This is a genomic window from Adlercreutzia sp. DFI.6.23 (assembly GCF_024462535.1).
Classification (GTDB): domain Bacteria; phylum Actinomycetota; class Coriobacteriia; order Coriobacteriales; family Eggerthellaceae; genus Adlercreutzia; species Adlercreutzia rubneri.
In genome coordinates this window covers 106,674-130,196 of record NZ_JANGBP010000008.1, presented here as the reverse complement: position 1 = coordinate 130,196, position 23,523 = coordinate 106,674, and the positions used below count along the sequence as shown (strand labels likewise).

Annotated in this window: 21 protein-coding genes; 8 read left to right on the top strand and 13 right to left on the bottom strand. The window is 57.4% G+C overall.

Features of this window, described 5'->3' with window-relative positions:
* From NE591_RS09180 to NE591_RS09170, 3 genes are all read right to left on the bottom strand, one after another.
* Window positions 1–791: N-acetylmuramoyl-L-alanine amidase family protein (locus NE591_RS09180; protein ID WP_371130580.1), on the bottom strand; the 791-nt coding region annotated here is incomplete at its 3' end.
* Window positions 792–926: 135 nt separating this feature from the next.
* Window positions 927–3,428: a GH25 family lysozyme gene (locus tag NE591_RS09175; RefSeq protein ID WP_256156606.1), complete on the bottom strand. Its 2,502-nt coding sequence runs from the start codon at window positions 3,426–3,428 to the stop codon at window positions 927–929.
* Window positions 3,429–3,568: 140 nt separating this feature from the next.
* The gene (locus NE591_RS09170) at window positions 3,569–4,072 is read right to left on the bottom strand and encodes a hypothetical protein (RefSeq protein ID WP_227069958.1); all 504 of its coding nucleotides are present in this window, start codon (window positions 4,070–4,072) and stop codon (window positions 3,569–3,571) included.
* A 265-nt stretch (window positions 4,073–4,337) separates the two neighbouring features.
* On the opposite strand from NE591_RS09170, the gene rfbB reads away from it, so the two are divergent.
* From rfbB to NE591_RS09130, 8 genes are all read left to right on the top strand, one after another.
* Window positions 4,338–5,351 (top strand): dTDP-glucose 4,6-dehydratase, encoded by a 1,014-nt coding sequence (gene rfbB / locus NE591_RS09165; RefSeq protein ID WP_227069959.1) that lies wholly within the window; start codon window positions 4,338–4,340, stop codon window positions 5,349–5,351.
* Between the two features lie 58 nt (window positions 5,352–5,409).
* A complete protein-coding gene (locus NE591_RS09160; protein WP_227069960.1) occupies window positions 5,410–6,669 on the top strand; it encodes an acetyl-CoA carboxylase biotin carboxylase subunit family protein in 1,260 nt (419 codons plus the stop codon).
* Between the two features lie 2 nt (window positions 6,670–6,671).
* Window positions 6,672–7,118, top strand: coding sequence for a triose-phosphate transporter family protein (locus NE591_RS09155; RefSeq protein WP_227069962.1), 447 nt, complete (start codon window positions 6,672–6,674; stop codon window positions 7,116–7,118).
* Window positions 7,119–7,120: 2 nt separating this feature from the next.
* Window positions 7,121–7,468 carry a multidrug ABC transporter gene (locus tag NE591_RS09150; RefSeq protein WP_114539817.1) on the top strand — a complete coding sequence of 116 codons (348 nt, stop codon included), beginning with the start codon at window positions 7,121–7,123 and terminating at the stop codon, window positions 7,466–7,468.
* A 17-nt stretch (window positions 7,469–7,485) separates the two neighbouring features.
* Window positions 7,486–8,406 carry a glycosyltransferase family 2 protein gene (locus NE591_RS09145; RefSeq protein WP_114539818.1) on the top strand — a complete coding sequence of 307 codons (921 nt, stop codon included), beginning with the start codon at window positions 7,486–7,488 and terminating at the stop codon, window positions 8,404–8,406.
* A 36-nt stretch (window positions 8,407–8,442) separates the two neighbouring features.
* Window positions 8,443–9,468, top strand: coding sequence for an NAD(P)-dependent oxidoreductase (locus NE591_RS09140; protein ID WP_173113623.1), 1,026 nt, complete (start codon window positions 8,443–8,445; stop codon window positions 9,466–9,468).
* A gap of 2 nt (window positions 9,469–9,470) precedes the next feature.
* Complete coding sequence (locus NE591_RS09135) at window positions 9,471–10,664, top strand: hypothetical protein (RefSeq protein WP_227069964.1); 1,194 nt, start codon at window positions 9,471–9,473, stop codon at window positions 10,662–10,664.
* A gap of 105 nt (window positions 10,665–10,769) precedes the next feature.
* A complete protein-coding gene (locus NE591_RS09130; RefSeq protein WP_227069967.1) occupies window positions 10,770–12,140 on the top strand; it encodes a sodium/glutamate symporter in 1,371 nt (456 codons plus the stop codon).
* Between the two features lie 81 nt (window positions 12,141–12,221).
* Here NE591_RS09130 and rfbA read toward each other — a convergent pair whose 3' ends face one another.
* The 10 genes from rfbA to dltD form a co-directional block, all read right to left on the bottom strand.
* Complete coding sequence (gene rfbA / locus NE591_RS09125; RefSeq protein ID WP_173113632.1) at window positions 12,222–13,115, bottom strand: glucose-1-phosphate thymidylyltransferase RfbA; 894 nt, start codon at window positions 13,113–13,115, stop codon at window positions 12,222–12,224.
* A gap of 27 nt (window positions 13,116–13,142) precedes the next feature.
* Entirely contained in the window at window positions 13,143–14,747 is a 1,605-nt protein-coding gene (locus tag NE591_RS09120; RefSeq protein WP_227069969.1) for a hypothetical protein, read from the bottom strand.
* Between the two features lie 269 nt (window positions 14,748–15,016).
* Window positions 15,017–15,937: a hypothetical protein gene (locus tag NE591_RS09115; RefSeq protein WP_227069971.1), complete on the bottom strand. Its 921-nt coding sequence runs from the start codon at window positions 15,935–15,937 to the stop codon at window positions 15,017–15,019.
* 10 nt (window positions 15,938–15,947) lie between these two features.
* A complete protein-coding gene (locus NE591_RS09110; protein WP_227069973.1) occupies window positions 15,948–17,201 on the bottom strand; it encodes a DHHW family protein in 1,254 nt (417 codons plus the stop codon).
* A gap of 8 nt (window positions 17,202–17,209) precedes the next feature.
* On the bottom strand, window positions 17,210–18,736 hold the full coding sequence (locus NE591_RS09105; RefSeq protein ID WP_227069976.1) for an MBOAT family protein: 1,527 nt from the start codon (window positions 18,734–18,736) through the stop codon (window positions 17,210–17,212).
* A gap of 132 nt (window positions 18,737–18,868) precedes the next feature.
* Complete coding sequence (gene dltC, locus NE591_RS09100) at window positions 18,869–19,123, bottom strand: D-alanine--poly(phosphoribitol) ligase subunit DltC (protein ID WP_114539827.1); 255 nt, start codon at window positions 19,121–19,123, stop codon at window positions 18,869–18,871.
* Window positions 19,116–20,300, bottom strand: coding sequence for a D-alanyl-lipoteichoic acid biosynthesis protein DltB (gene dltB / locus NE591_RS09095; RefSeq protein ID WP_227069978.1), 1,185 nt, complete (start codon window positions 20,298–20,300; stop codon window positions 19,116–19,118). The genes dltC and dltB overlap by 8 nt, the downstream gene beginning before the upstream one ends.
* 12 nt (window positions 20,301–20,312) lie before the next feature.
* Window positions 20,313–21,851, bottom strand: a complete 1,539-nt coding sequence (locus tag NE591_RS09090; RefSeq protein WP_181869702.1) for an amino acid adenylation domain-containing protein — start codon at window positions 21,849–21,851, stop codon at window positions 20,313–20,315.
* Window positions 21,852–21,935: 84 nt separating this feature from the next.
* Window positions 21,936–22,100, bottom strand: a complete 165-nt coding sequence (locus tag NE591_RS09085; protein WP_173113647.1) for a hypothetical protein — start codon at window positions 22,098–22,100, stop codon at window positions 21,936–21,938.
* Window positions 22,087–23,322, bottom strand: coding sequence for a D-alanyl-lipoteichoic acid biosynthesis protein DltD (gene dltD / locus NE591_RS09080; RefSeq protein ID WP_227069987.1), 1,236 nt, complete (start codon window positions 23,320–23,322; stop codon window positions 22,087–22,089). Before dltD ends, NE591_RS09085 begins: the two co-directional genes overlap by 14 nt.
* Between the last annotated feature and the right edge of the window lie 201 nt (window positions 23,323–23,523).

Sequence of the window (23,523 nt, the reverse complement as noted above, 5' to 3'; positions counted from 1 at the left end):
CCGCCCAGCTTCTGGCTCCAGCGCAGGCTCATGGCCGTGGAAGGGTCGAAGTAGTACTTGACGCCGTTGAAGCTGCGCCAGCCGGTGAGGGCGCGCCCGTCCCAGTCGAAGAAGCTCTTGGTGCCGTTCTTCCAGGTGACCCAGCCCTTGACCATCTTCGAGTCGGAGTCGAAGTAGTACCACGAGCCGCCCAGCTTCTGGCTCCAGCGCAGGCTCATGGCCGTGGAAGGGTCGAAGTAGTACTTGACGCCGTTGAAGCTGCGCCAGCCGGTGAGGGCGCGCCCGTCCCAGTCGAAGAAGCTCTTGGTGCCGTCCTTCCAGGTGACCCAGCCCGTCTGCATGCGGCACTCATCGTCGAAATAGTACCAGCAATCCCCTATCTTCTGTCGACCGGCTACTGCCAAGCCATCGGAGCCAAAATAGTAGCGGGCGTCATCCACAATCGCCCAGTCTTTGACAGCGAAAGATCCATCGGCATACTGATAGCGGAAAGAGGAACCTTCCGGAAGAAGACCACCCTCTCTCTCGTCCGGAACGACATCACCAGAGTCTTCGGCGTCATCGGCAGCGTTCTCCGCGTCAGCGTCTTCAGGCTGAATCACCGGCTGAGCTGACACTGCACCATCGAATTCAGCAACATCCGCCTCTTCGGTGCCGATAGTGAGGACATCGCCATCGGCCGGCTCGTCCTCCATGACGGCCTCAGCGGGCTGCGCCCCGGCCTGCCCCTCCCCATTCATTTCCGCGGCGTAAGCCATTGCGGGCATCGAAAAGCAGAGCAAGCCGGCCAAAAAAAGACTCGTCCCTTTACGCGCCCAGAGCGATAAAGCGCCCCGTTCCCGTTTCTTCATGCTGGTACATCCTCCTACGCAAACCATTGGACAAAATATCAGTATACCCCAATGCATCATTCGAACGCCGAGCGGCTATCGGTAGCTTGGCACGAGGAAAGTCAGACCCGTCTGGGCCTGGCCCACGCTGGCAGAGGCGTAAATCGCGTTCATGAGCGATCCGATTTTAGTCGCCCAATCACGATCGGTCGCATACTGGTGGCCCACCGAGCCATAACGTGCATACTCCACGTAATTCCATCGCATTTTATAAAGAGTATTCTGGCTAAACGCATTATTGAGATAATTAGTGGCGATCCAACGAGCCGCCCCGTCGATTGCCTTCTCAGGGGTATCCCATCCATTCTTGATGGCCAAAGCCCGGCCCCCCGACAGCGGGCTGGAATCGTAAGCGCCGATCCCATAAAAATTATAATACGTTCCCTTCGGCCATGTCTTGCCATCTACTAGCGTCTTTCCATCATAGACATAGCCCTTGGCCAACGTAGAGGTTCCCCATCCGCTCTCCAAGATCGCATGGGCCAAGAGATACACCTCGTTAACCCCGTAACGGCGCGCAGCGTTCACAAATGCCTCCCCCTTTCCCGCAAGCGCACCGGTTCGCCCGCTTGCGGTTGAGGCGATGTAGGCATCTAGCTGAGCCGCCGACACCATACCGGAATAGCCATGGTTCAGCTGGGCGAATTGGTAATATCCACTCGTACCGGCTCCATAGTTCGTCGGCGTCATAGACGCGACAATGTCAGCTTGGGTGTATTTCAGAGCAGACGAACACGCACTAAGCTCTTTGGCCGCCAAAGTAGTCAACGAGACACCCGTGGTCTCGGTCTTGGTCTCCGATTTGCCGCCCACCAACTCAGAGTGCTCATTAAAATAATAGGAGTGGCCGTCGATGACATGCATGCCCCGCAACGACTGGCCATTGGAGGGATTGAAATAGTAGGTTTTACCGCCGATGGTCTGCCACTCCATGAGCGCACGGCCATTGCCATCGAAGTAGCTCTTCGAGCCGTCGGCCTTCCACGTCACCCAGCCGGTCACCATTTCGGATTCGGTGTTGAAGTAGTAGAGCGATCCGTCAATCCACTGGCTCCAGCGCAGGCTCTTGCCGTCGGCCCAATCGAAGTAATAGCGCTTCCCATTCACCGTCTGCCAGCCGCCCTGCAGCTTCCCGTCGGAGTTGTAGTAGCTTTTGCGGCCGTCGGCATGCCAGGTGAGCAGTCCCGTGAACATAAAGCTATCGCTGGAGAAGTAGTACCATGCGCCGTCGATCTTCTGACTATAACGGCGCGAGATACCGGTATCAGGATCAAAGTAGCACTTTCTTCCTTGGAAGCTGCGCCATCCAAGCAGTGCTTTACCATCCCAATCGAAGAAGCTCTTAGTGCCATCCTTCCAGGTGATCCAACCAGTCTCCATGACGCTATCGCCATTGAAATAGTACCACGATCCATCGATCTTCTGACTCCAACGCTTTGAGATGCCGTTAGCGGGATTGAAGTAGTATTTCTTATTTCCAATAGTCTGCCATCCCAACCACGCTCGACCGGAGCTGGGATCGAAGTAGCTCTTCGTGCCGTCGGCGCTCCAGGTAACCCAACCAGTCACCATCTGAGACTCACCATTAAAATAGAACCAGTTTCCGTTAATTTTCTGACTCCATCGCAAGCTGATACCGTTGGAAGGGTTGAAGTAGTACCATTCTCCGTCGATTTCGTGCCAACCGGTCAGCGCGGCAGCCTTGCCGTCCTCTCCGGGCTGGAAGTAGCTCTTCGTGCCGTCGGCGCTCCAGGTGACCCAGCCGGTCTTCATGCGGCACTGGCCGTCGAAGTAATACCACTTCCCATCGATCTTCTGGCTCCACTTCACAGCCTTGCCATCGGAACCGTAATAGTAGGCGTAGCCGTTCATCCACGCCCAGGTGTTGGGCGTGCCGGTGAGCACCACCTCTTGGGGCGTCGAGGAGAACGATGTGAACGAGAAGTTCACATCGCAGTTGCCAGACACGCCACTCACTTGGCCAGACTCCGTGAATTGCCAAAGATCGGAAGAGAACGTCACGTCAGGAGCGCCGATTGCACTCCCGGGATATTGTGCAATCCATCGGCTCCAGGAGCGATTGTTGAAAACGGGGCTTGTCAGGTATTTCTCCCACCAAGTCTTGTTCGCGTAAATACCCACTTTGTATCCCGCAGCTTGAATCTTGTTGCAAAATGTTTCTGCAAGCTGGCCGCGCTGAGCATCAGTCAAGCTCAGCTGGCTATCATCTTCGAGATCGTAGTAGATGGGCAACGCCAAATCACTCGGTTTCAGGTTCGCATGATCTGAGTCCAATAATCTTAGAACATGCTCAGCTTCACTCTGAGCGCTTGGAGCTGAACCTGTCGCTTTCTTCGCGTAGGAATAGAGGTAGATGCCGATCTGAATACCATTTTTGCGAGCGCCTTCAACGTTTTGAAGAAAGCATTTGTCGTCCTGCTCCTCGATGTCGCTTCCGTAACCACATCTTATGATAGCGAACGTAATGCCAGCGGCCTTCACCTTGGCCCAGTCAATACTCCCCTGGTGAACCGACACATCGATGCCAACGGCCTTGGCACCGGAAACCGTAACCCGCTTCCCGCCCAGAGTATAGGTGGTGGCCCCGTTCGATGAGGTCCAAGTCGGCGTCGTGCTGCTTGCCGTTCGAGCGCCTGGGGCGGCAAGGGAGCCTAGCGCTACACCGTCCTCGTAACGCCAACTGTTCTCAGGCCCTCGGGAACCCATGTCGTTGAACTCCCTTGTCCAGAAGATTCTTCCTGTACCTCGGCGGCGGCAAGCGCCTCCGCCCCAAGACCTTCCCGAAACCCCGCATCATCGACCTCGCCGAACGTTCGATCCCCAACGCCTTCTGCGCCACCGCTTTCGGGGAGAGCTCCCTTATTGCCGGCATCAGACTTGCTGTCGACCGACGTCGCCCTATCGCCCGCCTCGAGCTCGGCGAGCGCGTCCGGAGCGGTCGACGAGGGCTCGGTGGGAATCGGCGCATCGAATGCAGGGGGCTCGGTCGCCTCGATGTCGGAGACATCGGCGTCGAACTCATCGCCCAGAGCCGGAACGGCGGGCACGAGGCTGGCGGCAAGGGCCACGGCGAGCACGGAGGAACTCGACTTCGCCCAATATCCTTTGCGCAAAGCGGGCTTGGCGTGCTTCGCGCGTTTGGCGACCGAGCGATTGACCATGGTGCAACCTCCTGGGATGTTGTCCGTTTTCTGCTTCATTTCCCAAAATGAGATGTCAGATTCTATCAGTCCATTCACAATATGCACATGCTTCTGACAACTTCCCGTAAAAAATCGGCGAAAACGCACGGGGGCTACAGAATCACGGTCCCAAGGGCCTTTTGCTGAAAAGGAGTGTGCTCGTTTTCCCTAAAGTCAACGTAGAGCCAGAATATCCTTTACACTATAGGAAAGTATCACTGCGGCACGAAGGAGCAGCCCGATCATGGCAAGTCCATTCAACCACATCGTCGTCACCGGAGGAGCCGGGTTCATCGGCTCCAATTTCGTGCATTGGGTGCTCGACAACCAGCCCGCTGTTCAGGTCACGGTGCTCGACGCCCTCACCTATGCGGGCAACCGCGAGAACCTCGCAGGCTGCGATCCGGAGCGCATGACCTTCGTGCATGGCGACATCTGCGATGCGGACTTGGTCGATCGCCTCTTTGCGGAAGCCGACGCCTGCGTCCATTTCGCCGCCGAGAGCCACAACGACAACTCCATCGCCGATCCCACCCCCTTCCTTCGCACCAACGTTGAGGGCACCTTTACGCTTCTCCAGGCGGCTCGGAACCATGGCGTGCGCTTTCACCACATCTCGACCGACGAGGTCTATGGTGATTTGGCCTTGGATGACCCGAATCGATTCACGGAGGAAACGCCCTATCGCCCATCGAGCCCCTACAGCTCCACCAAAGCGTCCTCCGACATGCTCGTCCGCGCCTGGCATCGCACCTATGGCGTGGAAGCCACCATATCCAACTGCTCGAACAACTACGGACCTTACCAGCATATCGAGAAGTTCATTCCTCGACAGATCACCAACATTCTGTGCGGCATCCGCCCCAAGCTCTATGGGGACGGCAAGAACGTTCGCGACTGGATTCATACCGAGGACCACTCCTCTGCCGTTTGGGCCATCCTCGCCCAAGGGCGCATCGGGGAAACCTATCTCATCGGCGCCGACGGCGAGCGCAGCAACATAGATGTCCTGCGCGCTATCCTCACCGCCATGGGCAAGGACGCCGACGATTTCGATTGGGTGCGAGACCGACCGGGTCACGACCGCCGCTACGCCATCGATTCTACGAAATTGCGCCGCGAGCTGGGCTGGTCGCCCAAGCACACAAACTTCGACGAGGGTCTGGCCAGCACCATTAAGTGGTATACCGACAATCCCAGTTGGTGGCAGGGAGCCAAAGAGGCCACCGAAGCCAAGCACCGAGCCCAGGGCCAGTAGAGCCTGGCCAGCAGCCAATCACACTGAAATACGAGTTCGCAGCTAAGGAGCTTTTGCCATGAGCGCAGAAAACCACCGCTTGGTCATTCTCGGATCGATGGACGAGTTCGTCGATCTTGTCGAATGTGCCAAAAAAAGGGGCATTTACACCATCGTTTGTGATGGCTACGAGGATGGCCCCGCCAAAGCCCATGCCGACAAGGCCTACCTGGAAGACGTCCGCCACACTGATGCCATTGCTGAAATCTGCAAGAGGGAGCAGGCGGACGGGATTATCGCGTCGTTTTCCGACCTCCTGGCCGAATGCATGATCGATATCGCCGACGCTGCCGGTCTCCCCTCTTACCTCAAGCCCGAAGGAGAAAGGTTCCTGCGCGAGAAGCCGCTCATGAAGCAGATGTTCCAAGAGCTCGGCATCGCGTCGCCTCGCTACAAGAAGATTCGCCTCGATACGCTAGAGGAAGACTTCGTCGACATGGCGTTCCCTTGCGTCATTAAGCCCGTCAACGGCTACGGCTCCCACGGAGTGTTCGTCGCGAACTCCATCGAGGACGTTCGCGAGCGCTTCCAATCTACCGCGGCCCAATCCACCTTCGACTATTTGATGGCCGAGGAATACAACGATGGGCAAGAATTCAATATCATGACCTGGATCGTTGACGGCGAAGCCCACATCATAAGCATTGCTGATCGCGAGAAAATCGCTTTCGAAGATGGCGAGATCCCCCAAGTTGTCCGGTGCGCTTACCCGAGCCCCCTCACGGCCGAGCTGCAAGACGAAGCCGCTTCCATCGCCACCAAAATCGCCGGGTACGTAGGCCTTGAGAACGGCCCCCTCTGCGTTCAAGCGTTCTACCGCGAGGGAGAAGGGCTGGCCGTGTGCGAGGCGGCCGGACGCATCTTCGGCTACGAGCACGAGCTCGTCACCTTGGGCAGCGGCCTCTCAGTTGAAGAGCTGCTGATCGACTGCGTTTACGACCAGCCTGCGGCCAAGGCTCGCGTGCTGGCTCATTCTCCCCTGTTCGCCACCCATGCCGCCGGCCTCTATTTCCACGGTCACGATGGAGAGGTAGCTGACACTTCGGCCATCGATGAACTGGGGGCGCTCCCCGACGTTGCTGAGTATCGCCCGTACTACCGATCAGGCGACACGATCTCCCACGCGCGAGGTGCCAAGCCCTACGTCGTACGCTACTACGTGACCGGGTCATCACGGGAAAGTGTCGATTCCCTTTCTCGAACCATCATGGATCAGGCTTCTGTGCTCGACCCGGACGGAAACGAGCTCCTGCTTAGAACCACCGCGACGGCCTGCTAGCAATGAGCTCTCACAAGACAATCAACACCAGGGCGAAGACGCTCATCGCCCTGCACCTGCTTCTGCTGGTTTACTCGCTCTCTGGCATATTCAGTAAGAACGCGGCCCACGAGCCGTTTCTGAGCCCGATGTTCATCCTCCTGTACGGAGGAATGCTCGCTATTCTTTTCATTTACGCCATCGGGTGGCAGCAAATACTCAAGCGACTGTCGCTCTCCATGGCGTTCGCGAACAAAGCCGTCACGGTGATCTGGGGCATGGTGTGGGGATTCTTCATTTTCGGGGAGTCCGTTTCCGCCTTGAACATTTTGGGGGCGGCCATGGTCATCGTCGGCGTGGTGCTCTACGCGCGGGCGGATGGCAAGGAGGAGAAGCCAGGCGATCCGATCGATGGCGACCAGTGGACGACCGATGCGCCGGGGAATCTCCCGCCCTTAGGCGGTGAATAGCGATGCTCGAACTTTATGTCGGCGTCTACCTGCTCGGCGTGCTCATCTCGTCAGTATCTCAGGTTCTTCTGAAGAAGGCTGCCATGCGACAGTACGAGACCCCGCTGAAAGAGTATCTCAATCCCTGGGTTATTACCGCCTACGCCCTTTTCTTCGGGGCAACACTCATGACCATCCTCGCCTACAAGGTAGTGCCGCTTTCCATGGGCGCTATATTGGAGGCCACCGCCTACCTGTACATCACGTTCTTCGGTGTGACGATTTTCAAAGAAAAGCTGGGTAGAGACAAAGCCATCGCGCTACTACTCATAGTGGGCGGTATCATTGTGTACTCGTTAGGTATGTCGTAAGCTTACGGAGGAGCTTTATGCTTGTTTCGGTAGTTATCCCCTGCTACTACTCGGAGAAAATGATCGGCACCGTTGTCGATCAAACGCGAGTCGAACTCGTCAAAGCGGGATACGAATACGAATTCATCCTTGTGAACGACGGCTCGACGGACGGCACCTTCGCGGCCATCGAGCAGCTCTGCGCCGCGGACGACCATGTGGTCGGCATCAACTGCGCGAAGAACTCCGGCCAGCACAACGCCATCATGGCAGGCCTGAGAAAGACCGAAGGCGATCTCGTCTTACTGATGGACGACGATATGCAAACCCACCCCTCCCAATGCGTCAAGTTGCTGGACGCCATGGAGGACGGCAGCGACATCGTGTTCGCCTGCTGGGACGAGCACAAGGAAGCCTGGTGGCGCGAGCTCGGGTCGAAATTCACCATTTGGTCGATGCGCGTACTCACCGATCGTCCCAAAGAGATCTACTCCAGCAATTTCGCCGTTTTCCGCCGCCACATCCGCGATGAGGTGGTGCGGTACCAGGGGCCTTACGTCTACATTCAGGGCCTGCTGTTCAGAGCCACGGCGAACATCAAAAACGCTAAAGTGGAGCATTACGAGCGCGCCCAGGGCACATCTGGGTACAGCCTGAAGTCGCTCATCCGCCTCTGGTCCACCGTGCTGAACTTCTCTATGGTGCCTCTTCGCGTTGCCGCAGTGGTGGGCGCAGCACTCGGCGTTATAGGCCTGGTGTCCGCCCTCATCGTTTTCATCATGCGTCTCGCCGATCCGGGTATGCAGGCGGGCTGGCCCTCCCTCATGGCCACTATGCTCACCTGCTCGGGACTCATCATCTTGTTCCTGGGCATTATCGGGGAATACCTCGGACGCATGTTCATGACGATCAACAATGCACCGCAATACGTTCTCAAAGAGACCATCGACAACCGCTAGAAGCAGACCGGACGCAACCATTCGAAAGGAAACCTCGTGAGAAAGAAAATCGTCATCTTCGGTGCTGGGGGCACCCTCGGCTTGTACCTGGTAGATCATCTGTCTCGCCTTCTGTCGGCCGATGAGTGGGAAGTCATCGCAAGCGGACGCTCCGACATAGCGTTCTTCGACCGCTATGCGCCGCTGGTGCGCTATGTGCAGGCCGATATCACCGACGAGAAGTCGTTCGCCGCACTCCCGCAGCAGGATGTTTATGCCGTCGTCCACTTCGCTGGAGCGCTGCCGGCCTACATGGAAGGCTACGACCCACGCCGTTACGTAGATGCCAATGTCATGGGCACGCTAAACGTGCTCGAGTACGCGCGCACCGCAGGAGCTGATCGGGTGCTGTACACCCAAACCATCTCCGACTATACCGGTTATTTCGGCGAGATGATCGAGCTGGCCGACGACATGCCCCGCAAGCCAGCCATGACCGGCGATCATGCCGTGTACGCCATCACGAAGATCGCCGCTGAGGAGCTTTGTTGGCACTACCGAGCCGCTTACGGCATGGGCTTCTTCGCCTTCCGCCTACCGAATATCTACTGCTTCATGCACGACAGCAAGACCCTCTACCACGACGGAAAGCCCGCCGTAAGCTCCTATCGCCTGATGATCGACAAGGCGCGGGCTGGCGAGCCGTTGGAGATCTGGGGCGATCCCACCAAGGGCATGGACCTCATCTACGTGAAGGATTTCTGCCAGATGATCGAGAAAGCCCTATTCGCTCCTAAGGAGGCCAGCGGCACCTATAACGTCGGCACAGGCGTGCTGACCTCTCTCGAAGATCAGGTTCACAACATCGTGGACGTGTTCTGCGAGCCCGACGCCGTGTCGGATATCAGCTACCGTCCCGAAAAGCACGACTGCGTGAACTACTGCATGAACGTGGATAAGGCACGGGCTAACTTGGGCTATGAGCCGGTTTACACGCCCGTGAAGATGCTCGAAGATTATAAGGCCGAGATGGAGGCCGATCGCTTCGCCGACTTCTTTACCGAGCGCTATGAGGGGCGATAGACATGCCTCTTCCTTTCGATGTTGCTTCCCTCCAGACTCCCTGCTTCGTGTTTGACGAGGCCGAGCTGCGCCAGAACTTCAGTGACTTTCGCCGGGCCTTGGCGGATCACTGGTCGCCCTACGCGAACGTCGCCTACTCCGTGAAAACCAACCCCTTTCCATGGATCCTGGAAGTGGCCCGCGATGAAGGTTGTTATGCCGAAGTCGTTTCCAATGAAGAGTACGCACGGGCCCTCCAGTGCGGCTTCGCTCCCGATAAAATCGTTTTCAATGGACCGATCAAGGGCCGCGATTGGCTGTTTTACGCCCTGGACGCGGGCTCCTATGTGAACCTCGACTCGAAGCGAGAGATCGAGTGGGTGCGCGAGTACGCTGAATCGGGAAAGAGCGCTCGCGTCGGCCTGCGCGCCAACATCCTGCTTGAAAAGCACTGTCCCGGGGAGACGCTCTCCGACGACCGCCACGGCCGCTTTGGCTTCTCTTTTGAAGGCGGGGAGCTCGCACGGGCCATCGAGGAGCTGCGAAGCATTCCGGGCACCGAGCTGCGCGGACTCCACATGCATGTGACTACATTGAGCCGCTCTCAAAAGGTGTACCGGACGCTGGCCGACTTCGCCGTAGAGATCATCCGCTCGTTCAAGCTCGATTTGGACTGGTTCGACATCGGTGGAGGCTTCTATGGTGGTGGCCCGGCCAATGTCGGCGCCTATGATGAGTACGTGCGCACCATTCGAGAGGCCATCGGCGACGCCTGCGACCCAACTCATACTGAGCTCCTCGTCGAACCAGGTGGTGCGGTGGTGTGCACGCCAGGCTACTACGTTGGCCGCGTTATCGATGTGAAGGACATCGTAGACGAGCATTACGTGGTCACCGAGTTGTCGCGCATCAATATTGACCACGAGATGAAGAAGACGTCCTACGTCCACGAAATGGTGACCGGCGCCCAAGAGACGTTGCCCCGCCAGATCATTTGCGGATACACTTGCATGGACAGCGATCGCCTGTTCACAGCCCATGACGAACCGGCTCTTCGGGTTGGAGATGCAGTGGTCATCCGCTATGCAGGCGCTTACTCCATGTCGTTCACGCCGCAGTTCTTCATCGAGTACCCGCCGGCGGTGTACGCCATGGCGCCCGACGGCCAGCCGATGCTGTTGCGCGAACCTTGGAACGAGCAACCGCCGAGAGGCTAATTATTACCTTCCAGCATAGCGCAGTTCAGTGAGGTGCTAGAATCATCTCACTGAACTGCGCGGAGACCATCTATCCGCGTGCGCATATTCGAGGAAAGGTGGTCTATGGAATTCTCGGCTCTTGATTTGACGTTCGACGTGTGCATCATGTCGGCGCTGCTGGTGCTCGGAAAAATCATCCGAACTCGGGTTCCGCTTCTGCAGAACCTCTTTATCCCTTCAGCCCTGATCGCCGGCTTCATCGGCATTATTCTCGGACCCTTCTGCCTGAATTGGGTACCTCTCAGCTCTCAGGCCTCCAGCTACGCCGGTATTCTCATCGCTGTGCTGTTCGCTACTCTTTACCTGGGCCGACGCAGCCAGGGCAGCTTCAAAGAGATGTTCCGTCAAGTAGGCGACACCTTCATGCTGAACGGCGCCGCCGAAATCCTGCAGTACGGCATTGCGCTTATCCTCGGCGGCATCCTTATCGCCACGGTGTTCCAGGGTGTAACCGAATGGTTCCCCATCCTCATGCCTGGTGGCTTCGTTGGCGGCCACGGCACGGCAGCCGCCATCGGATCAGTGTTCGAAGAGGGCGGCTGGGCCGAGGCTACCACGGTGGGCCAGACCTTCGCCACCTTCGGCCTTCTCGGCGGCATCATCAGCGGCATCATCGCCATCAACTACTGCGCCAAAAAAGGTTGGACCACCGAGATTCGTAAGGTAAAGGATATGCCCGAGGAGGTTCGCGTCGGCCTGGTTCCCGAGAAGGATCGCACCCCCATGGGAGAGAACACCGTGAACCCCATGTCCATCGATCCCCTTGCGTGGCATGTGGCACTCGTCATGGTTGCCGTGGGCGGAGCCTACCTCATCAATACGGGCCTCAAGATCCTATTCCCGCAGGTGTCGGTTCCTGTTTACGGCATTGCCCTCCTCGTTGGCGTCGCGCTGTTCGCCCTTCTCAAGCTCATCAAACTCGACCGCTATGTTGACCAGCGCGTCGTGTCCCGCATTGGCAGCTGCGCCACCGATTATCTGGTTGCCTTCGGTGTGGCGACCATCAACATCAACGTGGTTCTGCAGTACTGGGCGATCATCCTCGTGCTGTGTCTCCTCGGCTTTGTACTGGTGGCTTTTTATTTCTTCTACATCTCCCGACATCTCTTCTCCGATCACTGGGTCGAGCGCGGCATCTTCATCTGGGGCTGGTCAACGGGCGTTATGAGCATCGCCGTGCTGCTGTTGCGCGTCGTCGATCCTGAGTTCCGTACCACGGCGCTGGAAGATTCTGGATTCGCCTGGATCTTCGTATCGTTCATAGACATCGCCCTGGTGACGTTCCTCCCCATGTTTGTCATGCAGGGAGCAGGCGTTGCCGCCGGTATCGTCTGCTGCCTCATCGCCGTGGCCATGCTCGTCGCCACCGCCTTCCTCTACGGCTGGAGAAACAATCAGGGCGTCAAGGTCTTCCCCAAGGGCAAGAAGGCCTAAGCCACCCGTCTACACCAATAAGAAGGGCTCGCCAGTGTTAAACTGGCGAGCCCTTCTTATTGGTTGCAAATGCTTTGCCTCCTAGGAGGCCATATTTCCAAAGAGAATGCGGTTTTCCGCTACCCGCAGCAAATGCTGCCCATAAGCCGTCTTGGCATGGCGCTCGGCCGCATCAAGTAGCACCTCTTTGGTGATCCATCCATTGTTGTAGGCGATCTCCTCCAAAGCGGCTATCTGAAGGCCTTGGTTGTCTTCCACAGCCTTTACGAACTCGGAGGCCTTGTACAAGCTGGGAATAGTACCCGTGTCAAGCCATGCCGAGCCGCGATGGAGAACCTTCACCTCCAGGCTCCCCTCCTCCAGGTACATACGATTCACATCGGTGATCTCCAGTTCGCCGCGATCGGACGGGATCACGTTCTTGGCGAACTCCACTGCGCGGCTATCGTAGAAGTAAAGGCCCGTGACCGCATAGTTCGACTTAGGATATTCGGGCTTCTCCTCAATGGAAAGAGCGCGGCCCTCAGCGTCGAACTCGACCACGCCGAAGCGCTCCGGATCGTCGACGTAATAGCCGAACACGGTTGCGCCGCACTCGCGCGAAGCCGCCTGCTTCAGCAGCGCCGAAAGGCCTCCGCCGTAGAAGATGTTGTCGCCCAGGATAAGAGCGCAGCCTTCTCCGTCGAGAAACTCCTCACCGATAATGAGCGCTTGAGCCAGCCCGTCTGGCGAGGGCTGAACCGCGTAGGACATGTTGACGCCAAACGAAGATCCGTCCTTGAGCAATTCCTGGAAATTAGGCAAATCCGCCGGCGTGGAGATAAGCAAGATATCGCGAATGCCCGCCAGCATGAGTATGGAAAGCGGGTAATAGACCATCGGTTTGTCGTACACGGGAAGCAGCTGCTTCGACGTGACCTTCGTTAGCGGGTACAGACGCGTTCCCGATCCTCCCGCTAGAATAATGCCCTTCATTTCAACCTCGCTCCCACAGATAAAGAACTAATCTGCATAGAATCGTACCACAAGAAGAGGATCAGCGCCCTTCTCGCTCAGAGGAACCTCGTCTACAACTTCCGCCTTTGCATCTTTGCCATAATGCTCGCGCAGATAGCGCGTCAGTTGCTCTATAGCCTCTCTGCGCCGGGTCACGAAGTAGGTTTCTGGGCGATCGAGAAGACTCTTTATGGGATTGGGAACACCCATCTCCTCATTATGGGCGCGCACCAAAGGAGACCCCTGCGTCCAGCCGCCCATAAGGGCCGTCGACCCCATGAACGACGCCGGGGGCAGATGGCGATATTTCAGCTGCTTCTCGAGCTGCGTGAAGGTCGTCGTGTCCCATACATAGACGACGCCTGGCTCCGTGAACCTCTTCACCAGATCGTTGCTCTCGACAAAAGCGCTGCTCTTCTCGAATTGATCGATGCGCTCGACGTTGAAAGTGGGGGCCCATTTCAGCACAAGCCCCACTACGCATAACAGGGCGAATACTACACCGATGAGCGCCGATGTCGTTACACGCCGTAACCCTACAGGCTTAGCTGCGACAGGCGCGGGGGGTCTAATGATGAGAAACGCGACGAGACATGGCAGCAGAGAAAGAACCCACGTGGAATACTCGACACGAGCTGGCAAACGGCCCGTGTACCGAAAGAGCACGCAAGCCGCAAAGGCCCCGCCAAGAGACAGGACAACCGCCGCAAGCACCCGTTTACGTCCGAGGAGCAGCGCACAGGCGGCAATACATGCTAAAGAGACAGTCAGCAGAGGGGACTTGACCAAGTGGCGCCCCTCGGCAAGGAAAGCGGTCGGCAAACTGCGGTCTGCCACCGGCTCGGGGGCAATATCGGACACCTCCATAAGCAAATCGGAGGTGATGTAGTCGGGATCGGCCGTAATCCAGTTGCGCATGAGCCAGTAGTCGCTCTCCGAAACGCCGATTGACGCCAGCTCGTCTCGCACTTCGTCGTAATCGCTCATGGGGTAATCAACCAAAGCGTAGCGAGCGTCATTGTACTCGAGCCAATCGGCCCACTTCGGCTCAGCCCACACCGCCTTGTCGAAGGCCAAGGCGCCGCCAACACAAAGCCCGACAGCTATCATGCAGACAAGAGCCCTAACGACTAGAGCCTTAGCCCGCTGGAACTGTTCATGCCCGAGACGAACGAGCAACCCCGCGAAAGCGAGGGCAAGAAAGGGAGCAGAGAGAAGCAAGACAAGGGCCCGCCACATGAATCCCAACGTCACCAATACAGTGCCCGCCACACAGGAGGAAGGAGCCCTCCGCATAGTACCGGAGCAGCAGCAGAGCTCGCCTGACGTAACGCACAGCGCCGCGACCACGGTAAAATTGCTCCCCAAGGTGCACTTCGGCATAATGAAGTACGCAACAAAACCGATGCAAGCGAGCGAAAGCCCGAGCGGAGCATGGCGCAACAGGATGTAGCAGAACGAGAAAAATGCCACCGTCACAGCGAGACGTTCGATCACGAGAAACCAGTTCAACTCCGGTATGGCGATATTGAGCTGGTAGATGATGCCGTTGAGCACCGCACTGGTAAACAGGCATTGGCCGCCGTCGGGATAGAGTCCTGAAAGGACCATCGAGATCCCCAAATCGTCATCAGGGCCTCGGTAGTCGTCGTTTAGGACAAGAATCCCAACCACAAAAAAAGTGAGGGCAAGCGCTGTCGCAACGCAAGGCGCAACTGGTCGACTCTCAGCGGGGCAACACCCCCAAACCTTCAATGCGCGTCGAACGCGCTCTACAACCCTATCTGACATAGCCCCACTTCGTTAACGCACAACAGCTTCGATGAACAACAGAACGACAAGATGCCATTGTACCTCAAAGAAGAAGCTGAGGCGATGGCTCAACGACGACGCGATCGCAACCTCAGGAACTCAAAGGGCCTGAACGATGAGCCGCGATTTCCAGATGCCGATGAAGTCGCCGCCTCTGCAATGGCGAAGCGGTTCTTCCCCTTGTCCTCGTAAGCACTTTGCACGAGAGCGATACGCTCCTTCGCATCGGCAACTCCGGCCAGTCGATTTGCTAGCCGCACGAGACCCGACTGATCGCGCTGCGGCGCATTGGCGTAAACCCATTTATCAGAGGCGAATGTCTGAGAGGCAGCCGTCTGCTCGGCAGTCCAGCCGTGGACGCAGGCACCGTCGAAGAAAATCCCACGAGCAATTTGCCGAGCGGGATTGCCCGCCCAACTTGTGTTCGAAGGGACCGTCTTGCCGGCCACTACGGCAGCGCCACCGACAATACTTCCAGATCCAATAGCCGCGCCCTTCAGCAGCATGGCAGATTGACCGAGCCATACATGGTCGCCTATCACCACATCGCGGCTAGGATTAATGCGCCTGCCATCTTCTGCCCTGTACACCAAATGAGGGTCGGCAGTCCTTATCCACACATCAAAGGAAAAAAGGCCTCTGTCGCCAATAAGCACACTGCGCCGCTCGGATACAATTACATGGAGTGAACCGTTGGTGTACGTCGACGAGCCCAAGGCAAACGTGCATCCAGCATGCACCGTTGCATCCAGCCGCAACGAGGTGTTTCCGCTCGCCAGGTAGACGATGGCACCGGGGCCAGCGAAAACCAGCTTGCCTCCCGTCAAGGTTACATCTTCGCCACAGCACAAGATGCACTTTCCCGTATGAGCCTTCTCGGTAAACACAATTTGCGCATTCTTCATTTTCGGCGGAGGGCCCAAAAGAACATTGTCGGTTTCTTGGAAAAACCGCTCAACCTCTTCAGTGGTCTTCAATGCAACTTCCATTGAGCTCCCCCTATTCGCGCATATCTTCCGGCTCAAGAGCATGTTCCGTCGCTTGCGCCAACATGTTCGGACTCCGCATTATGAAAAGGACGTCGGACACATCCTGGTGCTGAGCAAGAAACGCATCAATCGTCTCGTCGTCGTGACGGGGGTCAAGCACGTAGGTTGTTCGATAGTGAACCGCCAGGAACCGCTCCATACAATTGGAATACGAGTCTGCGACAATGAGCAGATCCTGCCGCGAATCCGATTCCTCGTTCTCCAAGGTAATAAGCCCGTAATCGGTATGGAAATACTCGGCATAGCGACTGGTGAAAGCATTGGCACCTACATTGGCCGCTTGGTAGTTCTTCCAATGCACAAGCGAGTCCATAGAAGCCTCAGCCCCGTCAATAATGATCGATAGCTGAGGGAAATCAGCGAATTCGTAGTCGATCATTTGATCCACGTATCGCGTTTCCAACCCACGTCGCGCGAACGTGCCCCGAAAGGATGGCGCGTCATAGGTCACAAGACGCGCGGGCACAAGAAGTTCGTCCCGAAAACCGAGAGCGCTCGCCATGCGCTCATAAGCCCGAAAAGCTCCTTGGATATTCCAGTGGTGATCAGTGGAATTCCACCCATCCGCAAACTCGTCGAACGTGACGTTGCCGTCTATCCATTGGAAATGGCCGCCTTCGTCCTCGAAGATCGAGGATAACTCTCCGTAGGTAAGTGGATTGGAGATGAGTTTCGCCGTCGGAGATCCCTCAACATTCATAGAGTCGGGGCCCATATACACGAAGAACCGTTGCTCGGGATGTCTCAAACTCAGGGCGTCGAGTCCATCCCGAATATGACTGGCCGTTGCAAGGGTATCGCTGGTCGCCTTTTCGGCTATTTCGAGCAGACGGTGCCGACTCGGCATCTCCGCAATAGACGAGCCATAGAAAGCGGGGTAGCACTCCCAGCCAAAGAGCGCATTCGAAGTCTCGATGGCTGAGCGCTGGAGAGCTGCATTTGCGAGAAGAGCCGTAGCCTTCATGGGAATGCAATTGCCCACAGCATCCTCAGCGGCTATCTGAAACTCTCCCGAGCTGAACCCCTCGAGGGAAGCATAGGCGGCCGGATCGGCTTCTACGACACCGCCAGAAAGATAAGCCGCATCGTCAGCCGTGAACCAAGAGGGAAGAGCAACCCCCCCCCATGAGGCTAATCCGATCAGGGCGGGGCCGCAAAGCAACAGGCAGAGCACGCCGGCGAACAGGATATTCCGCAGCTTCATAATGCCCCCTAAAACTGGAAGTAGATAAACGGGTTGTACGAGCTGGAGACCACCGACATGCAGCTCAGGACGAAGACGGCCAGAAGGGCCACGTCGGCGAGCACGTTCACGGCAGTCACGGCGCGGGCGCGGCCGGCGGGCACGGGGCCCTCGCAGACCACCTGGCAGGGCGGCACCGCGGTGTTGCCCTTCTGCGGGGCGGCGACGATGGCGCGATGCGGGTCGCCCTCAGCCCAGGCCTGGATCTTCTTGCGCAGCCACGGCGCCCAGGGCAGCGACCCCACGATGAAAATGGGCACGAGGCTCACGTAGCTCCAGGACTGCAGCTCCCACAGCGTGGAGGTACCGAGCCACCCGTAGGCGCCGAACATGGCGCAGAACCACTCCCCCACGTTGCCCAGCCCCGTCACGGCGAACAGGAGCCACCCGAAGAAGAACAGCACAATACACCAGATATGGCTCACGAAGCGCGGCAGCCGGTCGAGCACCTTCATGACGAAGAACTTCTCAGCCAAGATGAGCACGCCCCAGTACAGGCCCCACAGAAGGAAGTTCCACGCGGCGCCGTGCCAAATGCCCGTCAGGCCCCACACGATCATGGTGTTCAGCACGAAGCGCGGCGTGCTGACGCGGTTGCCGCCGAGCGGGATGTACACGTAGTCGCGGAAGAAGCCGCCGAGCGACATGTGCCAGCGGCGCCAGAACTCCGTGGCCGACTTCGACGTGTAGGGGTAGTTGAAGTTGCGCGGGTACTCGAAGCCCATCATCTTGCCGAGGCCGATGGCCATGTCCGAGTAGCCGGAGAAGTCGAAGTATATCTGGAAGGTGTAGGCGGCCACGCCCGAGAAGCAGCCGATAAAGCCGATTTCGGCCGCCTCGCGGGGCAAAAGCGAGTCGGCCAGCACGCCGGCGGTGTTGGCGAGCAGCACCTTCTTGCCCAGGCCCACGCAGAACAGCCGCAGGCCCTGAGCGAAGCCCTCCAGCGTGGTGCGGCGGTTATCGATCTCGTGCTCGATGTCGGCGTAGCGCACGATGGGGCCGGCCACCAGCTGCGGGAACATGGCGATGTACATGCCGAGGTACAGCGGGTTCTTTTGCACCTTCACCTCGCCGCGGTAGACATCCACCACGTAGGTGATGGCCTGCAGGGTGAAGAACGAGATGCCGATAGGCAGCGCCAGGTTCAACTCGGCGATGAACTCCTCGCCAATGGCGCGGTTGATGTTCTCGGCCAGAAAGCCCTGGTACTTGTAGAACCCGAGCACGAGCAGGTTGGCTGCGAGCGCCGCCACGAGCCAGAAGCGCTTCGGCGCCGTCTTGCCCTCGCCGCACTTGCCTATGATGAAGGCGAACAGCCAGTTGAAGCAGATGGAGGCCACCATGAGCCACACGTACACTGGCTCGCCCCAGGCGTAGAACAGAAGCGAGAACAGCAGCAGAACCACATTCTTCGCCGGCCGCCACGGCATGGCGAAGTACACCGCCAGAAACAGCGGCAGAAACGCGAACAGAAAAATAGTGCTGGAGAAGACCAACGCGAGTCCCTTCGAACTGTCATCCCGTCAATTTAGCTCAGGCAATGATACCTTAACTTTTCCTTAACGACGCATCAGCGCCGAAATTAGCATCATGCCCGCGGAGGGACCGAGGCGCGCCTCGCATAATCGCTATTGGGCATCGTAGCGAATCTGCACCTGATAGATGATCTTATTAACCGAATTCATTTCCTCACGCTCCACCGCCGTAGGCGCAATGGTCACGCCGAATTCCGTCTCGATGGCCACCAGCAGTTCAATGGCTGCCATAGAATCGAGCAACCCCTCCTCGAACAGATCGGCGTCGCGCTCTTCGCGAATAATCTCGTCGTCGCAAATCTCCTCGATGAGCTCGAGCATGCGCTCCTCGACGGAATTCTCAGCCATTGGTCAAACCTCCTATGACAGTGTGCATTTGCCCAGAGAAAATAGCCATGCCAAGCATGACCAGATTAATGGTAACAAACCATTGGAGAACCTTGTACCATTTCTTTTTCTTGTGCTTCTTGTGAAAGGAAGATTTCTTCTGGTACACGTCGGTGGCGCCCATGAGAACGCCATAATAGGCGCCATAGACCAGATAGTCCACGGTCAGCCCGTGCCAAGCGCCCATGAGCATGAAATTCGCCATGTAGCCCGCACAGGCCGTCTGAAGTCGGTCTTTGAACAGCTTGCGACGCGTCGCCGACTTCACCGCGCGCATGAACACGAAATCACGTAGCCACGTGGACAGCGTCATATGCCAGCGATCCCAGAAATCGCGCACATCGAGAGCAAGAAAAGGGGCGCGGAAGTTGCGCGGCGTCTTAATGCCGAAGCAGTAGCTGGCCCCCATGGCCATAAGGGAATAGCCAGCAAAGTCGAAGAACAGGTAAAAGCCGTACATATAGGCATCTTTCACCTGGGCGCCCAGCTCTTGCCACCAAGGACCGTCGCCCAAAGGAGCAGGGGTGAAGTAATGGTGGAACACCGTGCCCAACACTTTCTGATACACTGCTCCCACCAAAAGCAGCATAATGCCGCGAGCCAGCAAGTCCGCATACTCAGAAGCGGTATACCTTCGGTTCGCATCCTCAGTGAACCGCCGGCTGCGATCGATGGGGCCGGATGTGAAGGGTGTGAAAAACACCAAGAAGTACAAGTAATCAGTGAAGTTCATATCTTCAATGAGGTCATCTCGGATCTCGATAATGACCTGTATTGCCTTGAATGTGATGCAGGATATCCCCAGAAATCCCATGAGGTTCTGGTCGAATACGGCACCGATTTTGTAAACGACTAGAGGGGCAATAACGGCCGCGAGTGCCAACCGGTACTTCCAAAGCGCCTTTTGCCCCGACCGCCAACTGGAAAGCTCCCAGAACGTAACCGCACAGGCGATGGCGATGAACGCAACGAAAGCGAGCATGCCCTCCAAGTTCTCGCCGAAGAGCAGGAGCAGGAACGCCAACGAGGCCGCCAGTCCGTAATACTTGATGCGGCGCCCCGAGAAGCCGAGAATGGCCGCAGGTACTATGGCAACGGCCAGAAACACATAGAATGCCGGATCGATATAGAAGTTCATAATTGTCGAGCCCTACGCCAACGCCTTGCGATCGATTTTGCCATTGACGTTCAAAGCGAATTCCTCATGGAAGACGATCTTTTTGGGCACCATATAGTCGGGAACAAGTTCCTTAAGGGCCGCCTTAATGGCGCGCGCTCGAGCGAAGTCGGCCGTCATCCCCGGCTCAGCAAGACGTACGTGAGCTACGAGATGAGTCACCTTCCCGTCGCGATCGGCGGGAAGCACCACCGCCTCGGCCACTTCAGGTATCCGGACGAGGGCCTGCTCGACGTCGGCCAGCTCGACGCGAAACCCATTCAGCTTCACTTGGAAATCGAGACGGCCCAAACAGAAGAGCCGACCATCCGCGTCAAGATAGCCCTTATCACCGGTTTTGTAGCAACGCGTCACAGTGCCATCGGAGCCTTCCCTCTCGGAGAATACGGCCTCCGTCAGATCGGGACGGCCATAGTAGCCCGCCGACACCGTGTTTCCCGCAAGGTATATCTCTCCCACTTCCCCGCAAAGCAGCTCCTCACCGGTTTCCGGATCGCGAATAAGGGCACGCACGCCATCGCTCAAATAGCCCACGGGCAAAGGATTCACCTCACGTGCCAAGTTCTCGTCTACCACAATATCGGTGACCGCCTGAGTCTCGGTGGGGCCGTAGGTGTTGAGAACCCTCGCCTCGGGAAAACGTTCGATGATCTTCAGGGCCGTAGCGTTGCGAAACACCTCTCCGCAGAGAATGACGTTGTCGAGCCGGGGCAGGAGATCCTGGTCGAAAGAAGGATCAACCAGGCACATCTCGATAAAGGACGGCGTCGAAATCCATGTTGTAAGGTCACTTGCAGCCAGAGCGCCGAACGTGGCCCTCATGGACTGCTCGTCTTCGGACTCCAGGGAGAACAGGGTATAGCCCGAGGCCAAACCGGCGATAATGTCGAACAGGCTCACATCGAAGGTGTAGGGCACGCGGTTGAAGCTGACGCCGTCGGGCCGCTCGGGGAAAAGTGCGCGGAAATAGTCCATAAAGGCGTCCACGCAGCGCGAGGGCATCTGAACACCTTTGGGGCGGCCGGTGCTCCCCGAGGTGAACAACAAATAGAAGGGCGTCTCATCGGCAATCCAGCGGGAACTGTCCCAGGAGCGTCCCGCCAGGGCCGCCTCGCGAACAACGGCATCTCCGACGACTGAATCTGCCAGCGATGCGTCGCCGGGAAATTCGTCGTCAGACAACGTGATAACAAGAGGGTGCCCGATCTGATCCAAGATGTCGTTCACGCGATCGGACGGATAGGCGATGTCCACCGGGGCATAGGTCAGACCGGCCTTCGCAGCGGCGATAAAGCACACGAGCATGAGAGGCGACTTGTGGCCGTAAACCACCACGGGCTTGCCCTTTGGAGACCATTCGGCAAAGGAAGCGGCAAGAGAGTCGGACCAGGCGTCCAGCTCGGCGTAAGTCAGGCGCTGGCACGCATCCTCCTTTATCCGAGAATTGAAAAACGCCTCTTTCTCCGGATACTCAGCGCTCACTTCCCGTAGCCTTTCAAGAAACCTGCTCACGGTTGTGCCTCCCCTTTCTTTCATCGCGTCATCATTCACTCTCCATTGGCGGAAACGCCAATCGGCTCATCGTCAAAACCATGCTCAGAAGTTCTCATATACCGGCATCGCCGGCTCTCCAAACCCCGAATAAACGAGGAACCAAACGACCAGAGCGAGCATCGCCGCTGCAGCGGCGAACCACAGGATGGCACCGAGCCAAGTGTCGCTGAAAAACACCTCGAGAATCTTGTCCCTAATTCGCTTCATCGGCCTCATCCTTGCCCATGAAGAACTCGTAGATGTCGTGATTCACCTGCACCCAGCCCGTCCAGCCGAAATGGGCCATATCATAGAGAAAATAGGGATCGTACTCATAGGGCGAGTAGTCGACGTATTCAGCGCCCCGTTCTTCGCAGATCGCCTTCATGCGGTCGTACCAGATGGCCCGCACATCGGCGGTGTAATCGGTCTGATCGACCATAGCGCCTTTGAGGGGCATGAGAACGACTAACGGCTGGATACCTGTCTCCTGGCAGACATCGAGAAACAGCTCGAAATCCTCGAACTCGGTCTCCTGATAGGGCTCGTCGGTAAACGTAAGCCAGTCCTCGCGGCCGGCATACCATTTGTCGTACCCGCCGTTCTCGTACCAGCTATTGTAGATGCCCATGTCGTTGCTCGACGTCTGATCCGCTCCCTCGGCCTGCTCTTGGCTCATCCAGGCATCCCAATCGGGCACCTGGGCCTCACCTTGGGTGCGCCCCTCTGGCACGGGACGACTCTTGTTCAACTCACGCTCCGGCGCGTTCCAATCATCTTCTTCGTCGCTGAGCACCGCGTCCCAGTTTTTCGACGTATCAAAGATCTTCTGAACACCTTCGTTGATGCGATCCACGAAGGTCTTATCGGACGCCTCAGCATAGACTTCGTCCTCCGACACGCCGTACTCAACCATCTTCTTCTGAATATTCGCCTTCGTCTTGTCGCTCACCTTGGGATTGGCCATGAGGTCAGCGTAAGCCTCGGGCGAAAACGACAACCTGAAACATTTGGCGGGATTCTGGTAATCCATGAACCAGGAGATTCCGCAGAAGAACACCACTTTGTCGTCGGGAATGTCTTCAGAAAGCGCGCCCGCTTCAATGGCGTGCCACAGATCTTGGCAATAAGGCTGGCCCAAAAGGAACGTGTCCATACCATAATTGTTGTTCGCGAAAAAGTTCCCCGGGTGCGACGAGACCGTATCGGGATAAACCCAGCGAAACTCGGAAGTGCCGAGAACCACCTTGCAGTTATCGCCCTGGGCGTTTCTCTGCTTGATGGCCGCGCGCACGAAGTCCGGAGAATTGGAGCGCGCCTTCGCAGGCCATATCTGATAGGGAGTACTGGCGATCTGCTTCTCCAGAGCCGACGAGGACGCTGTGGCGCCCATAGCCACAGGGACGCACACGAGCGCTATCGCCAAAACCACTGCCACAAGACGCTTCAAAGCCTGCTCCTCCTCCGACGGAATCGATCCGCGCATCCACACAAAACGGGCGACGCTCTCGCGTCGCCCCCTAATTCAAAACCGAAATGCAGATTCATCGTAGCAGAATCGAGAAGCACTGGCGCAAAACTCCCCGCAGTTGCCCCGCATCAACATATCGCGTACACGCTATGTCCACAGGGTTTAACTTCTCCTTGCGCC

Coding starts and splice junctions, on each gene's coding strand:
- NE591_RS09170 (WP_227069958.1), bottom strand. CDS start 4,072: ATGGTCAATCGCTCGGTCGCCAAACGCGCGAAGCACGCCAAGCCCGCT.
- NE591_RS09150 (WP_114539817.1), top strand. CDS start 7,121: ATGCTCGAACTTTATGTCGGCGTCTACCTGCTCGGCGTGCTCATCTCG.
- NE591_RS09120 (WP_227069969.1), bottom strand. CDS start 14,747: ATGGTCCTTTCAGGACTCTATCCCGACGGCGGCCAATGCCTGTTTACC.
- rfbB (WP_227069959.1), top strand. CDS start 4,338: ATGGCAAGTCCATTCAACCACATCGTCGTCACCGGAGGAGCCGGGTTC.
- NE591_RS09115 (WP_227069971.1), bottom strand. CDS start 15,937: ATGGAAGTTGCATTGAAGACCACTGAAGAGGTTGAGCGGTTTTTCCAA.
- dltB (WP_227069978.1), bottom strand. CDS start 20,300: ATGAACTTCTATATCGATCCGGCATTCTATGTGTTTCTGGCCGTTGCC.
- NE591_RS09135 (WP_227069964.1), top strand. CDS start 9,471: ATGCCTCTTCCTTTCGATGTTGCTTCCCTCCAGACTCCCTGCTTCGTG.
- NE591_RS09155 (WP_227069962.1), top strand. CDS start 6,672: ATGAGCTCTCACAAGACAATCAACACCAGGGCGAAGACGCTCATCGCC.
- NE591_RS09110 (WP_227069973.1), bottom strand. CDS start 17,201: ATGAAGCTGCGGAATATCCTGTTCGCCGGCGTGCTCTGCCTGTTGCTT.
- rfbA (WP_173113632.1), bottom strand. CDS start 13,115: ATGAAGGGCATTATTCTAGCGGGAGGATCGGGAACGCGTCTGTACCCG.
- NE591_RS09160 (WP_227069960.1), top strand. CDS start 5,410: ATGAGCGCAGAAAACCACCGCTTGGTCATTCTCGGATCGATGGACGAG.
- NE591_RS09085 (WP_173113647.1), bottom strand. CDS start 22,100: ATGAAGCGAATTAGGGACAAGATTCTCGAGGTGTTTTTCAGCGACACT.
- dltC (WP_114539827.1), bottom strand. CDS start 19,123: ATGGCTGAGAATTCCGTCGAGGAGCGCATGCTCGAGCTCATCGAGGAG.
- NE591_RS09145 (WP_114539818.1), top strand. CDS start 7,486: ATGCTTGTTTCGGTAGTTATCCCCTGCTACTACTCGGAGAAAATGATC.
- NE591_RS09130 (WP_227069967.1), top strand. CDS start 10,770: ATGGAATTCTCGGCTCTTGATTTGACGTTCGACGTGTGCATCATGTCG.